The 14,664-nt window shown below is 49.3% G+C and carries 13 protein-coding genes; 10 read left to right on the top strand and 3 right to left on the bottom strand.

What is annotated here, in order from left to right:
* Positions 1 to 14 precede the first annotated feature (14 nt).
* From CLC93_RS07160 to CLC93_RS07145, 4 genes are all read left to right on the top strand, one after another.
* Positions 15 to 923: a VOC family protein gene (locus tag CLC93_RS07160; RefSeq protein WP_095505289.1), complete on the top strand. Its 909-nt coding sequence runs from the start codon at positions 15 to 17 to the stop codon at positions 921 to 923.
* Positions 924 to 1,118: 195 nt separating this feature from the next.
* Positions 1,119 to 1,622 (top strand): ZrgA family zinc uptake protein, encoded by a 504-nt coding sequence (locus CLC93_RS07155; protein WP_169902876.1) that lies wholly within the window; start codon positions 1,119 to 1,121, stop codon positions 1,620 to 1,622.
* 5 nt (positions 1,623 to 1,627) lie between these two features.
* Positions 1,628 to 2,332: an ABC transporter ATP-binding protein gene (locus CLC93_RS07150; protein ID WP_095505287.1), complete on the top strand. Its 705-nt coding sequence runs from the start codon at positions 1,628 to 1,630 to the stop codon at positions 2,330 to 2,332.
* Complete coding sequence (locus tag CLC93_RS07145; RefSeq protein WP_095505286.1) at positions 2,319 to 3,542, top strand: ABC transporter permease; 1,224 nt, start codon at positions 2,319 to 2,321, stop codon at positions 3,540 to 3,542. The genes CLC93_RS07150 and CLC93_RS07145 overlap by 14 nt, the downstream gene beginning before the upstream one ends.
* Positions 3,543 to 3,573: 31 nt before the next feature.
* Here the strand turns inward: CLC93_RS07145 and CLC93_RS07140 are convergent, their stop codons facing one another.
* The gene (locus tag CLC93_RS07140; protein ID WP_169902874.1) at positions 3,574 to 4,455 is read right to left on the bottom strand and encodes a LysR family transcriptional regulator; all 882 of its coding nucleotides are present in this window, start codon (positions 4,453 to 4,455) and stop codon (positions 3,574 to 3,576) included.
* 186 nt (positions 4,456 to 4,641) lie between these two features.
* Here CLC93_RS07140 and CLC93_RS07135 point away from each other — a divergent pair, with 186 nt between their 5' ends.
* From CLC93_RS07135 to glnD, 6 genes are all read left to right on the top strand, one after another.
* Complete coding sequence (locus CLC93_RS07135; RefSeq protein WP_095505284.1) at positions 4,642 to 6,375, top strand: amidohydrolase; 1,734 nt, start codon at positions 4,642 to 4,644, stop codon at positions 6,373 to 6,375.
* Positions 6,376 to 6,495: 120 nt separating this feature from the next.
* Positions 6,496 to 7,005, top strand: a complete 510-nt coding sequence (locus CLC93_RS07130) for a DUF3299 domain-containing protein (RefSeq protein WP_095505283.1) — start codon at positions 6,496 to 6,498, stop codon at positions 7,003 to 7,005.
* Between the two features lie 171 nt (positions 7,006 to 7,176).
* Entirely contained in the window at positions 7,177 to 8,517 is a 1,341-nt protein-coding gene (gene gdhA / locus CLC93_RS07125) for an NADP-specific glutamate dehydrogenase (protein ID WP_095505282.1), read from the top strand.
* Positions 8,518 to 8,561: 44 nt separating this feature from the next.
* Positions 8,562 to 9,524 carry an amidoligase family protein gene (locus tag CLC93_RS07120; protein WP_095505281.1) on the top strand — a complete coding sequence of 321 codons (963 nt, stop codon included), beginning with the start codon at positions 8,562 to 8,564 and terminating at the stop codon, positions 9,522 to 9,524.
* Positions 9,525 to 9,689: 165 nt separating this feature from the next.
* The gene (locus CLC93_RS07115; protein ID WP_095505280.1) at positions 9,690 to 10,043 is read left to right on the top strand and encodes a hypothetical protein; all 354 of its coding nucleotides are present in this window, start codon (positions 9,690 to 9,692) and stop codon (positions 10,041 to 10,043) included.
* A gap of 61 nt (positions 10,044 to 10,104) precedes the next feature.
* Entirely contained in the window at positions 10,105 to 12,633 is a 2,529-nt protein-coding gene (glnD, locus tag CLC93_RS07110) for a [protein-PII] uridylyltransferase (protein ID WP_095505279.1), read from the top strand.
* 46 nt (positions 12,634 to 12,679) lie between these two features.
* Here glnD and CLC93_RS07105 read toward each other — a convergent pair whose 3' ends face one another.
* Both CLC93_RS07105 and CLC93_RS07100 read right to left on the bottom strand, forming a co-directional pair.
* Positions 12,680 to 13,642, bottom strand: a complete 963-nt coding sequence (locus CLC93_RS07105) for a magnesium transporter CorA family protein (protein WP_095505278.1) — start codon at positions 13,640 to 13,642, stop codon at positions 12,680 to 12,682.
* A gap of 21 nt (positions 13,643 to 13,663) precedes the next feature.
* Positions 13,664 to 14,518, bottom strand: a complete 855-nt coding sequence (locus CLC93_RS07100) for a mechanosensitive ion channel family protein (protein WP_095505277.1) — start codon at positions 14,516 to 14,518, stop codon at positions 13,664 to 13,666.
* Between the last annotated feature and the right edge of the window lie 146 nt (positions 14,519 to 14,664).

Raw genomic sequence — 14,664 nt, 5'->3', positions numbered from 1 at the left:
CAAGGAAGGCATCTATGACTCAACGTCAACTGACAGGTGTGCGCGGCGCCACTTTGGTCGCAAAAGATATCGCTGAAGTTGCCAAAGCCTACACAGGCGGGCTGCATTTCAGTGTGACCGAGGAAACTCAGGTGTCACCAGAGTTAGCCGAATGCTGGGGTGCGCCTAGTATAGCTGGCCAGCCCATGTTGATACTGGCAGCCGCCAACGGCAACGACTGGCTGAGATTAGTCCAAGACCCTTCTGCCGTCGAATTTGAACCGCTGAAACGCTTGGGCTGGATGTCATTAGAGATCAATGTTCGCGACGTGGATTCACTACGCCAAAGCGCTATCGATTCAGGCTTTGAAGTGATTGGTGAACCGGCCTATTTGGCCATGAGCGACGCCATCAAAGCCATGCAACTTATCGGCCCGGCTGGCGAAGTTTGCTATATGACTCAAATCGACCGAGAAGTTCCACCGTTTGAGTTGCCTCAGACTAATGCGAAAACCGGTGATTTGTTTATTCCTGTGCTCGCCTGTGCCGATCGCGACCAGACCAGCGATTTTTACCAAGACCTACATCAGGCCGACAAGCCGCTCAAATTTGACACGAAAGTCACCGTGCTCAATCGTGCCTGGAAGCGCCCGATCGATAGCCAATATCCGTTGGCTACCCTGCAAATGGGTGGACTGAGTTGCTTTGAGTTCGACCAACTACCGCAAGCTAGCGCGAATCACCTAAGTCAATCTGGGCTGCCTAGTGGTATTGCGATTATCACACTGGAAGTACAAGACTTGGATGCAATAGCGAAACGGATTAACTGCCCAGTTTTTGAGTTCGATGAAACTATTAGCTATCAATCGCGACGATGCATAATGCTCAAAGGACCTAGTGGTGAATGGCTTGAACTCATTGCCCAAAAAGCGACCACAAGCTAAAGCAACCGAAAAACGCCTAATTATCGAACCAGCCGCCGCACTATTAAAGGCGGCTCTTTTGTTCCTATTAAAGCCAATCCACCCACAAAAGCCGCATATTTAGAAAATTCTGTCAAGTCGCTGCTAGACTCACGAAATGTCGCGATAATGGTTAAGCTAGGCTCACTTAAATCCGTCGACAAGAGTAACTCTACCATGCAGCTATTCAAGATCCTCGCGGTGCTCAGCGCCGGCTTATTCACCCATTCTGCGATCGCCTGTGGCAACCACGACCTCGCCCACATGGATATGGCGCTGGAAGGACAACGTCTCGACATAAGCCTTTCGGTTCCAGCAGACAGCTTAGTTCACGCTGGCCACCAAGATTCGCACGCCGCCATCGCCACGGCAAAGAGTCTACTCGAAGACCCAAGCCAGACCTTTGCAATTCCTGCGAACGCTCAGTGTCAGCCCGTTAGGGTCCAACCAGATTGGAACGACATTGACCATAAGCACGCGGATGGTCATATGCATGTGGATGTCACCGTCAGGTATCAGTTCACCTGTGATAACCCTGAGCAGTTAACCGACGTTTCGGTACGATTATTTGAACATTTTGATGCCCTTTCGAAAGTTAAGGTACAAATCATCGACCAAGACTCGCAGCATCAAATGGAATTGAATTCAGACTCTGCCAATGTTGCGTTGCAAGCGGAGTAACGCCCATGTCGCTACTGTCTCTTTCTGATATTCGTTTTCGCTGGCCCAATGCCACGCATGACGCGCTCCAGATTGATTCGCTCGACGTTCAAGCGAACGAGCGCGTATTTCTTTATGGCCCCAGCGGCTGTGGAAAGTCGACCTTGCTGAGTTTGATTGTTGGCGTTGTTGCGCCGCAATCCGGCAAACTCGAAATGCTAGGACAATCGTTAGCCGAGCTATCAAGTGCAAAGCGCGATCAGTTTCGCGCTGACCACATTGGCTATGTGTTTCAGCAATTTAATTTGCTGCCCTATCTGAGCGTACTGCAAAACGTGACGCTCGCTTGCCAGTTCTCCAAGACACGAACTGCCAAGGCGATCAAGCGCAGCGGCACGGTTGCTCAAGAAGCAAGACGCTTACTCAACCAACTGCAACTGCCTGGTGAGCTAATCGATAGCCCAGTAAATGAGCTAAGCATTGGCCAGCAACAACGGGTGGCTGCCGCCAGAGCGCTCATTGGCTCTCCCGAACTGATCATTGCCGATGAGCCAACTTCAGCGCTCGACAAGGTCAACCGCCAACGCTTCATGGAACTGCTACTCACCGAAATTGAGCACGCAGGTTCGAGCTTAATTATGGTGAGTCACGACGAGCAACTGCTTGAGCACTTTCAGAAAGACATTCATCTTCCTAGCTTGAATAAGGCGGTACAGCATGGGCTTGATTAATATCGCATGGCGCAGCTTGGCGGCTCGTCGTTCGTCGGCGATCCTGACTGTCTTAACCATATCCCTGAGTGTGGCTTTACTGCTCGGTGTCGACCACCTACGTCACCAAACCAAGCAAAGCTTTGCTTCTACCATCTCGGGAACGGATCTCATCGTTGGTGCGCGCACCGGCCAAACCCAGTTGTTGTTGTATTCTGTTTTTCACATCGGTGAGGCCACAGACAATATCTCGTGGGAGTCCTACCAAAAAGTCGCCAATGACCCCAAAGTCGACTGGACCATACCCATAGCGCTAGGCGACTCTCACAAGGGCTATCGCGTCGTTGGCACCAACAATGACTTTTTCGAACATTATCAATATGGTCGTCGCAACAACCTCGACTTTGCCCAAGGCCATGGCTTTGAAGATGTGCTCGATGTGGTATTAGGTGCCGAGGTGGCGCGCAAGCTAGGCTATGAAATTGGCGACAACATTGTGGTGTCCCATGGTGTGTCAGAAATCAGTTTTGCTGATCACGATGAGCACCCGTTTGAAGTGGTGGGGATTTTAGCGCCGACCGGCACGCCGGTGGACCGCAGTTTGATGGTGGGGCTTGATGCCATTGAGCTGATTCACCTGCCCTACCAAGACGAAACGCACAGCCTAGATTTAACCCCTGACAGTGTTACCGCTTACTTAGTGGGACTCAAATCTCGTGTCGCCGTGTTTGGACTGCAGCGTCAAATCAACAGCGATGCCAGCGAACCCATGCTGGCGATTCTTCCGGGGATCGCTCTGGCTGAAATGTGGCAAATGGTAGCGATGATCGAAACCGCGCTACTGGCAATCACAGCTTGCGTGGTTGTCACTGGACTCCTGAGCATGTTGGCCGCGCTGCTGGCTAGCCTCAAAGAACGCCGCCGTGAAATGGCGATCCTGCGTTCGGTAGGCGCTCGCCCAATGCACGTGTTTGCCTTGCTAATTTTTGAAGCGACCTTGCTAACCGCGCTAGGCTGCGCACTTGGCGTTGCCAGCTTTTACGCACTGGTACTCATCGCTAAGCCAATCTTGCTCAATTTGGTGGGCTTTAATCTCGGCCTGAGCATGCTGTCTTTGACTCAGTTGTACATGCTGGCCGCTGTGCTGGTTTGCGGAACTGTTGCCGGAGTGATTCCCGCATGGCAGGCTTATCGCAACTCGCTTAGCGACGGCATGAGTATTCGCGTCTAAACAAATCTGTGGCCGCAATAGCGGCCACTTGTTATCCCTGAATATGCAGGAGTTGCTGCAACAAATAGCTTTGCACCGAATCGGCTTTGACACTCGGGCGAAGAAAACACTCAACCGGCGTCAAGATGGGTTGTGCTATCGGGCGAAAAACCGGCTCAAATACTGACAGTGCGCCGATAGCCACTCGCTCATCCACCATTGAGGCAGGCACTAACGCAAACCCCAAGTCCTGCTCTACCATCTGAATGACGTCCAATTGCTCTGACACGGACCAAACTTGCGTTGACGCCGTACCCAGCAACTCGGTCAAAGGCAGTTCTGACAGCGCATCACACACGATTTGGCGATAACTCGACAAGGCATCCATATCGATTTCGTTCAGGGTCAACAAATCTGAGTCAGGCGAACATACATACTTCCACGCCAAAGGCCGGCATTCGTACAGGTCGACAAACTCTGCCAGGGTGCCTCCTCCCATGATCTGCACAAAAACATCAAGCTCGCCTTGCTCAATCTTGTGGCGAAGCACCTCATGGCTGCCTCTCTCGACTTTGACTTGTAGATCCGGAAAGCGATTGGCCAGCTTAACTAATGCCTCGTCGACATAACTCATCGGCATTAAACGCCCAAGGCCGATTCGCAATTCGGTGACGCCGCTGTCCGCGAGCGAACTGGACAAGCCAATCAAGCGGTTGTGCTGGTGAATCATAATTCGGGCGCGCTTTAACACCTCAGCCCCTTCATCGGTGAGTTTTGGTTGATGAGGAGCGCGATCGAATAACTTTAGATTGAGCTCAATCTCCAGTTCTTCAACCAACTGGCTCACACGAGTTTTGTTGGTGCTCAATGACTTAGCTGCAGCACTGAAAGAGCCGGTTTCAACGGTTTCTAAAAACGCGACCAATTGATCCATTTGCAACATTTACACCTACCTAACTACAAGTGATTCAGAGAGTTAATAGCCAATCCAGATTTAGACTCACATTGTTGACCAGCTTGTCAAGTCAGAGTCTAAATCAATGAAACACTAAACAAAAGTTAATATCACGGTAAGCTAAACCAATGGCCTATTGCCAATTTAAATCACCGGAGAAGTTTGATGAAGCCATCAAGTATCGCCCTAGCCCTTGCCGCCACTTTGGCCGCTTCCGCTGCCAGCGCAGCTGACACTGTATTTTTGAGCAAGAACATTCACACAGGTAATGCACAAATGCCTGTCGCCCAATCGATGGCGGTTGAAGGCAACACTATCGTTTGTATCGCTGCCGACGATTCGTGCAAAAAGCTGGCTACCAGCAACACAGAGATTGTCGATAACGGTGATGCCACCATTATGGCGGGTTTTGTCGATACTCACCTTCATACTCGTTTGTTTGGTCAAACCCACGGCACCATGTTGAACCTGTTTGGCTTTAACGACAAAACTCCGGAAGACGTCGAAAACGCCATTCGCGAATGGGCGGCAAAATTAGGTCCTGATGAGTGGGTTATCGGTGGCGGTTTTTCTGCAGGCCACTTTCCTAACCCAACCAAAGAGCGTCTCGATGAGCTAGTCGACGGCCGCCCTGCGCTGATTTCTGACAACACGCAACACAATGGTTGGTACTCCACCAAGGCGCTGGAGATCCTAGGCATAGACGAGAACTTCCAAGTGCCGAAAGGCGGCTACATGCCTTTGGGTGAAGACGGCAAGCCAACCGGTCACCTGCAAGAGAAAGCGCACTTGGCCACTGGCTTTGTTGAGCAGCACAAACTCTACTCACATCAGAAGCAAGAAGAGTCCATCGCGGTTGCAGCGCGCATGATGAACGAAGCCGGTGTTACCTCTGCTTTAGAGGCCGCGGGTGGTTCCAAAGAAGGTTCTGACGACGTTTATGTGCGTATGGCGAAGAAAGGTACCCTAAACCTACGTCATGACATTACCGGCGTATTCTGGGGTGGTCACGGCGATCGCGCTCAAGACCAAGCCATGATTGACGAGTTAGTTGAGCGCCGCGAAGCGGTTCGCAAAGCCATGGGCAGTGATTCTCACGAATTCTTGACCATGAACACAGTTAAGTTTGCCATTGACGGTACGCCTGGCGCCTACGCTCACATGGAAGAAGCCTACCTCGACGGTACCTCCGCCGAAATGAACTACGGCGAAGAGAACTTGGGATGGATTTTCAACGAGCTCACCGAGCGCGGTTTCCGTTTGATGCTACACGTTGAAGGTGATGCTGCCATTCGCAAGTCGTTGGATGCCTTTGAGCATGCCAACGAAACCGGTGACAAACTCGACCCGAATGCTCGCCACATCATGACTCACTTAGACCACGTCACCACTGCGCACATCTCTCGTATGAAGACACTGGGCATTTACGCACAGTTGCAATACCACTGGGGTGATCCGGCCGATGAGTACTTCCAGTCCGTAGTTAAGAAAAACGTTCCTCAGTTCATTCTGGATAACTCGTTTAACGCTCACGGTATGGTTGTCAACTCAGGCGTTGAATACGGTGCAGGTCCGGATGCGCCAACCAGTCCTATCTACAAGCCGTTTGACGGAATTGAGATTGCCATGACTCGTCAAAGCCCTGGTGAGCCGGATAGCGAGCGTCTGCCAGGTCAAACCATGACTCTTGAGCAAGCTCTGTACGGTTACACCTTGGGTAGCGCCAAGATCATGCACAAAGACGACAAAATCGGCACTTTGGAGCAAGGTAAACTGGCTGACATCATCGTGCTTGACCGCGACATTCACGCCCAAGCCGAGAAGGACGTGTACCAATTGCACCAAACTCAGGTACGACGCACCTACTTGGACGGCAAGCTGGTTCACAAAGCCGACTAGCCTTTTAAGTCAAAGGGCAAACCACCCGGTTTGCCCTTTCTCTCTGTTAGCGAGATTCTTGCGCCAAAAGTTTGTTTTAGAAAGTGCCGAGCAAAGGACTGACTCACAACGAGGAGTATTATGAAAAGTTTGTTCCGTTTGTTTGTCACGCTTTGCTTAGTGATTTCGAGCAGTCTAGCCAGCGCCGCGCCGGTTAAACTGCATTGGCATCAGCTGATACCAGAAGAGCACCGCGAAGATACTCTGGCACTGATCAAATCCACCATGAACCCCTACATTCACAAGGATGGTGTGGTTGCGCCGCAACGAGTTAACGACACGCTAAAGACCACGGTGGACACCTTTAACGGTCAACAAATCGCAATTCGCGGCTACATGGTACCCTTGGATGCCGATGAGCGCGGTATTTTCACCTTGATGCTAGCCCCTTTTGCTGGCGCCTGTATTCACGTACCGCCACCACCACCGAACCAGTTGATTTACATCGAATTGGCCGAAGGCGAGATTTTGCCTTGGGAAGCCTACTCAAGCCCTATCGAAATACGCGGTGTGATACAAACCGAGCAAATCGACGGCGAGATGGCCATGACCAGTTACACCATCAAAGGGGCTGACTTTAGCCTGCTTTAATCGCCAGTTTCACAGCCAAGTCACTGACATTACAAACACTATTTTGTAGTGGTCGCGTGCCAAATTAGCGGTAATTAAGCAGCTATTAGCGACTGACCACTAAACTATTCTGGCTTTCCTTTCGTTGTTAGCTTAGCGAACGACTATGCTAACAACGACCAAGGAAAACACATGAAACAGCGACAACTGGATGCGCTAGAGCAATGGTTGAACGAGCGCAATCCCAATCAGCCCGAATTCACTCAAGCGGTGCGCGAGCTCTATGCCGATATCACACCATTGTTAGAAGACGAACCCGCTTACCAAGACGCGTCAGTGTTGCAGTGCCTGACAGAGGCAGACCGTTGCATAGAGTTTCGCGTTTGTTGGGAAGACGATGACGGCAAGATACAAGTCAACCGGGGCTATCGAGTCCAGTTTTGCGGCGCTTTAGGCCCTTACAAGGGTGGCATTCGCTTTCACCCCAGCGTCAATCAATCCATCTTAAAGTTTCTAGCTTTTGAGCAAACCTTTAAAAACGCTCTAACCGGACTGCACCTAGGCGGTGGTAAAGGTGGCTCTGACTTCAATCCCAGAGGTCGTTCTGACCGAGAGATCATGCGCTTTTGCCAGGCCTTCATGAACGAGCTATATCGTCACATCGGCCAGCACACCGACGTTCCCGCCGGCGATATCAATGTCGGCAGCCGAGAGATAGGTTATCTATTTGGCCAGTATCGCAGACTCGCCAATGTGTTCGCCGGCAGCTTAACCGGCAAGGACATCGAATTTGGCGGCAGCCAAGTCAGACTTGAGGCTACGGGATACGGTCTAATCTATTTCCTGCGCGAAATGCTATCGGCCAGTGACACCTGCATCGATAACAAGCGTATCGCCATCTCAGGTGCGGGCAATGTCGCGCTGCACGCGGCGCTCAAGGCCATCGAGTGCGGCGCTTCCGTAGTGACGCTCTCCAATAGCGACGGCACTCTGCATGATTCCAATGGCATCAAGGCCGATGCGATAAAACAGATACTTAAATCCAAACAGCGCCCTGACCTAGAGAAGATTGCTAAGGACACACAAGCGGATTGGCATTCTGACAAAAAACCTTGGCAATTTGACTGCGATATTGCACTGCCCTGCGCCAGTCAAAATGAGCTGGACGAATCAGACGCGCAAAACCTTGTGGACAACGGCTGCTCCTGGCTTGCAGAAGGTGCCAACATGCCTTGCACCGAAAAGGCCATCGCTGTGCTCAATGAGTCACGAGTCGCTAACGCACCGGGTAAAGCGTCCAATGCCGGTGGTGTTGCGGTATCGGGATTAGAAATGTCACAAAACGCCAACTTTGCGTCCCTGCCCTTTGAAGAATTGGACGAGCGCTTACAAGCCATTATGAAGGACATCCACAACCAGTGTGTTAAGCATCAGCAGACTCAGGAGAATGGCTGGGTTAACTATCGCCAAGGCGCTAATGTGGCCGCTTTTAAACGAGTTGCGGCCGCATTGATTGCTCAAGGCATCGGCTAGTAAAGCACTTAAAATGGACCAAGACTTCACAGGAGAGTGAGCCAATGAATGACAAGCCATTAGAAAACTCAGAAAGGAGAATCGGTGTTGAGTTGGAGTTTGCCGGCCTAGGCCCGGACGTTATCGCTCGAGTAATAAAGCGGTTGTATGGCGGGATTATTAAGCCGCAAACAGCGTTTGAGTATCAAGTCACTGATACCAGCTTTGGTCATTTTAGAATCGAGCTCGACTCTGAGCCCCTGCAAGAATTGGCACAAAGTCTGAGCGAAGAGCCAAGCGTTTCGGCAGAGTTAGAAACCAAAGCACTAGAGCTTGCGCAAAAAGCCGCTGAATTGATGGTTCCCTGGGAAGTGGTTAGCCCGCCAATTTCTTCTGCTGAATTTTTGCAGCTGGAATCTTTGGTGGATGCCCTACGCGAACATGGCGCTTTGGGCACTAGGCATTCGTTGCGTTACGCCTTTGGTATGCACCTCAATCCAGAGCTTACGCCGATAAACGCAGACCAAATATTGCAACACCTCAGAGCCTACTTTTGCCTAAGAGATTGGATAGAAGAGCGCGAGATAATCGATACGAGTAGGCAGCTAACGCCTTATATTGCCAGTTTTGATACCGACTATATTCAGCGGGTGTTAGCGAAGGATTACCGCCCGTCAATGGAGCAGCTCATCGACGACTACCTGCGCGAAAACCCCACTCGTAATCGCTGTTTGGACATGTTGCCACTGTTCGCTCATATCGACAGTACAAGGGTGGAGCAGGCCGTAAAGGATACCAGAATCAATCCAAGGCCCACCTTTCATTTCCGGCTGCCAAATTGTGATATTGATAACCCCGATTGGAATATCGGCAAAGCTTGGCGATTATGGCGTTTAGTGGAGCGGTTAGCTGCAGACAAGACCACGCTAGCTCGTTTCAGCAAGCATCTGATTGAAATAATAAAAGCACCATCAGAAAAAGCTGATAATGTTTATTTTTCAGCAATAAACGAATGGGCTAAAAGTTAATTAATTCGACAACTAAAAGAACACAGAAATCCAATTAAAACACTAGAAAAATTCGATTTAAAACACAGCAATTTAATTCATCATTAATATTGACGCCCTTGACTTATTAATGAGCAATGCTAGTATTCGATACCTCATTCTAACGATGAGGATAAATTAATTTTTATGAAGATTTTTGAAGAGTACTTGAAAAATCTAAACGTCAAATTCTTTTATCATTCCCCTACCAGCAAGGTGCTTTCTATCGACGACTTGGGCGATGCCGATGTCGCCGTGCTTGCCAGTCTTGTCAAAATGATTGGCCTACGTCGAGGGCTTCAATACGTATCCTTGCGGGTCAAACAGCCTTTGGCCATCTATTTCTTCCCTCATGGTTTTGAAATCTATGCCACTGATTCGTCTGTCAGTTTTGATGACGACAGTTATGTGGTGCTTACCAGCCCAGTCTCCACCGAAATTCCTCGAGAGTTCGTGCTCGAGAAATTACACGCGGTTCGCCACATGGCCTATGTGAGCTAGCCTCAAGCAGTCGATTACCCAATAGACTTAATTCAATAAAAATGTTGCCCAAAGGAACACCATGATTGCAGCACATCCAAAAGCGTCTGGCGCAGATTTGCGCCAGGCCCTAAAAGAGTTCGGTAAACGACAAACCCAGGATTTTTTCTCGTCCTCTATCGCAGAGTTAGAGCGAGAGCGGGCCGCCTATCTCGACACTGTGTTGGTTTCCTTGTGGGAACAGTTCGGCCTATGCCAAAGCAGCCTATCGCTAAACGCGGTTGGCGGCTACGGGCGACAGCGACTCCATCCCCAATCGGATCTGGATATCTGTGTCCTTCACCAAAGCCCTCTAACCGACGAGCAACAGCAACAGCTGTCGCGCTTTCTCGCTGCATTGTGGGACTTAGGAGTGGAGATTGGTCATTCGATTAGGGCTGTTGATGATTGCTTAGCGCAAGCCGCGAGCGATGTCACCATTGCAACCAACCTATTGGAAATTCGCACCATCTGCGGAAATCAGCAGTACTCAGCAGAGGTGCTGCGGGCGCTCAACCAAGAGTCGGTTTGGACTAAGCAGGGCTTTTTCAAAGCCAAGTTAACCGAGCAAACCAAGCGTCACGAAAAGATCAAACAAACCGCTTTGTATTTGGAGCCCAACCTAAAGACTCAGCCCGGTGGGTTACGTGATTTCCATACAGCCAATTGGCTAGCACAGAAATACTCAGCGCAAGTGCAGCCAGAAAAACCTGCCAAGATCTTTCTGACCAGCGATGAGTACAACGAGTTTTCCGAATGTTATGACTACTTGAGTAGAATTCGATGGGCGTTGCACTGTGTCGCTAACCGGGCCGGCGATGTGCTGCGATTTGAATATCAAGCCCAGGTTGCCAGTTTTATGGGTTTTGGCGAGAAAGACACCCAGCTAGCCATTGAAAGCATGATGCGTCAATTGTTTCGAGCCATGACTCGAATCCGCGAGTTGAATAAGATCATTCTCGACCGCCTGTCCGAAGAGGTCTTTCCCAGCACACAAGAACGACAGTGGTTAGACGAGGTTTTTTACCTGCAAAATCGTGTGTTGCACAGCGCTACAGACACAGCATTCATTAAAAAAAGCAATGTGTTGAAACTGTTTCATCACCTGCTTCAGCATCCTAATATTACAGATATCTGTCCTCACACACTGCGAAGATTACGCCAAAATCGAAGACGCTTGTTAGGAGAGCTTAAAGACTATCAAGACTGCAGAAAGTTGCTGATTCAAATACTTGATCACCCAAACTGCCATAAGAGCGCAATAGGTTGGATGCATCGCTATGGCGTACTGGCCAGTTACTGGTCAGATTGGCGTAGCATCGAGGGCAAGATGCAATTTGATATGCACAACGCGTACACCACCGACGAGCACGCTGTACAAGCGGTCAAGCAAATAAAGTCAATCTGGGCATCTGCCAGCAAGAGTGAAACCTATCAAATCTGCGCTCAAGTTCAGCACAAGACCGCGCTTACCACAGCGCTACTGTTTCATCACGTTGGCGGGGAACTATGCTCACAGAGCGCTCAACGCAGTGGCGAGAAAATGGCCGAATTTGCTCAGCTGCACGACTTTACCGCCTACGAAACCGAATTGATCGAATGGCTAATAGTAAACCAACACGCGATGACAACCGCAATTCAAACCTTGAACTTAGATGACGTCAGAGCTGCTATTCCACTGGCGAAAAAGATTAGTTCACGGATGCGCTTAAACGCCTTGTTTGCTTTTACAGTGGCAGACATGAAAGCGACCAATGATCAGCATTGGAACGATTGGCACGAGTCCCAGCTGCACAAACTTTACCAAGCACTGCTGGACAATATTGTCGGTGGGATAGAAACGGAGACAAAGCTTGAGGATTCGATGCAAGCTAGCTATGCGGAAATCAAAATGAAGGGTGAGCGTTTTAATCGTCTGCCAAACTCGCTGGTGTCCATACTAGACAACCGACTGAATCTAGAAGAGTCTCAAGAACAATTGATCCGAACGTTCAATTCTGGCGAGCAGATCTCTATTTTTCAAATGGACAGCGAGAACTGTACGGGTTTGATAATCTACACTCAAGATATGCCCTATTTATTCTTAAATGTATTTAACTTAATTCGCTCTGCAAAATTCAATGTAAAAGAAGTTGAAATATTCTCGACTGATGACGGAAAAGTCATTGAAATAATCAAATTATTGGACGAAAACCACAAGCCGATTTTAGACGATTTGAGACTCGAAAAGTTGCAGAGCAAAATAACGCAGTTGATTGCTGAGGGTGAAATTAATGTAGCGTTAAATAACCCGCGCCATCTGCGTAACTTTGACGAGCCCGCCGAAGTTGAGATTGTAGAAAAGCTGAGCGATGACACCTTCCTCATTCGCATCAAAGCCCTAGATGATCCCAATCACATGGAGAGTATCTGCAAAGCCTTTGACTCGATGAATTTACGCATTCACTCCGCCAAAATCACTGCGCTTGGGGAAAGTTGCGACAATGTGTTTTTAGTCTCACCTCGAACAGATGAACAATCCCATGCCGATTCAGACAGTGTGATTAAAGCGGTGGAGCGTCAATTGGCATAAATGACTGAAGCCCACAGCAGTCGCTGATTACTGCTGTGGCGCTCTGCTACAGCCATCGTTTACGTCTAAAGGTCCACACCAAGGCACTCGCCACAGCTAGCATGAATCCCCAAAGCATAAAGTAGCCATGCTTGTAGGTAAGCTCAGGAATGTACTCAAAGTTCATCCCATAGATACCCGCGATAAAAGTCAGTGGAACAAATATCACTGACACAACGGTGAGTAATTGCATGGTGCGATTCAACTGGTGAGAGCTTAGGGATATATAGCCTTCAATCAAGTCTCCACAGAGGTCGTAGTACATCAAGGTCAAACTATCCAAACGGTCAAACTTATCGTAAACGTCGGTAATGCTGTGTTTGAGTTCACCTTGCTCCACATCAAAGCGTGCCATTTCACCGGCCATAATTTTCTTAACCAGTTTGACGTGGTAGGACTGAATTCGGTGGATTTTTCGAAGATGGGATTTGAGCGCTATCAACTTGTGCATTAACTCGTCATTGGACTCAGTGAGCATAGCATCTTCCAAATCGCTAATATCGTCCTCAACTTCCAATACCGCTTGCATGTAGCGATTCGCTGAAGCGTTCATGATTTTGGCAAACAGCAAAGGCGGAGTTTGCAGGTATTTGATTATCTTAGACTCTTCCCAAAGCGCATTGACGCCAATGGATTCACCGCCTCGGCGAGTGATAAGTATGTCGTCACCAATGAATGCCGCGAGCGCTAGAGTTTTAATGTCTAGCAGCTCGTCGCTCGAGCTAAAACCTCGATACAAGATGAAACAGAATTGTTCGAACTCTTCTATTTTGGGTGGTCTGCGGTCTTTTTGCGCATCGGCAATGGCCAGGCTGTGACAACCCAAACTCCTGAGCAATTCGGCCTCTTGGCTTTGAGGCTCATCAACCATGTCTAGCCAGAGCTGACCTCCCTGCTGCTGCCAGTCTGGTATCAGCTCCACACTGCCAAAGCTGAGTTGATTATTGAGTAACCATGCTGCTCGTATCATTCCAGGTCCCTAGCACCAAATCTATCGTGTGAGTTTCAGCTCGCCATCAACATGTATGTCCCTTTGCGGGAAAGCGATAACGATCTTGTGTTGATTGAACGACTCGTCTATGGCGAAGCGAACTTTGCTAGCCGCAGCTCGTATGCCACCCTCAGCGGTGGAATTAATCCAAAACAGCACCTCAAACACCAACGCGTTGTCGCCGAAATCCTGAAAGAATACCTGAGGCGGTGGCACATCTAATATCTGATTTTGCTCAAGAGCCACCTGCTCGATTAATTGAGCCACCAGCTTTACATCGCTGCCGTAAGCCACCCCTACTTTCACCGAACCTCGAACTAGCTTGTCTCTTAGAGTCCAGTTGATCACTGTGTTTTCGAGTAACTTGCTGTTGGGCACTAACAGGTGCACCCCGTCGACGCGGCGAATGCGCGTGGAGCGAGTGCTAATTTGCTCTACCGTTCCTTTGAACCCCTCGAGCTCCAAAAAATCCCCCAAACGTATGGGTTTTTCGCCGATGAGGATCCAGCCACTAATGAAATTGTTGATGATGTTTTGTGCGCCAAAACCAAAACCAATGGCAATCGCGCCGGAGAGAAAAGCAAACGCTGTGATTGGAATATTTAGCAGTGACAAGGTCGTCAGAAAAATTACCGCAATCGTCAGCACAAACAGTATGCGCTCTATCAATAGAATGATATTGGGGTCTTTATTCTTAGCAGCGAGACGATTTGATACCCCCTTAATCAACATTCTCGCCGCCCAAAAAGCGACCAAAATGCCCACGGGCACCATCAAGATTTCCCACAAGGCGATGGGCTCTTCATTGAAAGTGAACAGGGTGATCTCAAAAAAACTGACAATATCGCTCAACATTATTTCACCTAAATACCGGCTACAGCTGCCTATCTAGAGTCTAAGTTACACGTAACGCCTTTGCTTGCAACAACAATTTGTCGCCTAAGTTTCGAGCGACTTTCTTCAGTTAGGCTATGATCTAAAACGTAAATTTGTGCGTTTAC

Source organism: Paraferrimonas sedimenticola, assembly GCF_002282855.1.
GTDB classification, from domain to species: domain Bacteria; phylum Pseudomonadota; class Gammaproteobacteria; order Enterobacterales; family Shewanellaceae; genus Paraferrimonas; species Paraferrimonas sedimenticola.
This window is presented reverse-complemented; position numbering and strand designations above follow the sequence as displayed.

Coding starts and splice junctions, on each gene's coding strand:
- CLC93_RS07100 (WP_095505277.1), bottom strand. CDS start 14,518: ATGTTGAGCGATATTGTCAGTTTTTTTGAGATCACCCTGTTCACTTTC.
- CLC93_RS07105 (WP_095505278.1), bottom strand. CDS start 13,642: ATGATACGAGCAGCATGGTTACTCAATAATCAACTCAGCTTTGGCAGT.
- gdhA (WP_095505282.1), top strand. CDS start 7,177: ATGAAACAGCGACAACTGGATGCGCTAGAGCAATGGTTGAACGAGCGC.
- CLC93_RS07135 (WP_095505284.1), top strand. CDS start 4,642: ATGAAGCCATCAAGTATCGCCCTAGCCCTTGCCGCCACTTTGGCCGCT.
- glnD (WP_095505279.1), top strand. CDS start 10,105: ATGATTGCAGCACATCCAAAAGCGTCTGGCGCAGATTTGCGCCAGGCC.
- CLC93_RS07155 (WP_169902876.1), top strand. CDS start 1,119: ATGCAGCTATTCAAGATCCTCGCGGTGCTCAGCGCCGGCTTATTCACC.
- CLC93_RS07145 (WP_095505286.1), top strand. CDS start 2,319: ATGGGCTTGATTAATATCGCATGGCGCAGCTTGGCGGCTCGTCGTTCG.
- CLC93_RS07115 (WP_095505280.1), top strand. CDS start 9,690: ATGAAGATTTTTGAAGAGTACTTGAAAAATCTAAACGTCAAATTCTTT.
- CLC93_RS07120 (WP_095505281.1), top strand. CDS start 8,562: ATGAATGACAAGCCATTAGAAAACTCAGAAAGGAGAATCGGTGTTGAG.
- CLC93_RS07130 (WP_095505283.1), top strand. CDS start 6,496: ATGAAAAGTTTGTTCCGTTTGTTTGTCACGCTTTGCTTAGTGATTTCG.
- CLC93_RS07160 (WP_095505289.1), top strand. CDS start 15: ATGACTCAACGTCAACTGACAGGTGTGCGCGGCGCCACTTTGGTCGCA.
- CLC93_RS07140 (WP_169902874.1), bottom strand. CDS start 4,455: ATGGATCAATTGGTCGCGTTTTTAGAAACCGTTGAAACCGGCTCTTTC.
- CLC93_RS07150 (WP_095505287.1), top strand. CDS start 1,628: ATGTCGCTACTGTCTCTTTCTGATATTCGTTTTCGCTGGCCCAATGCC.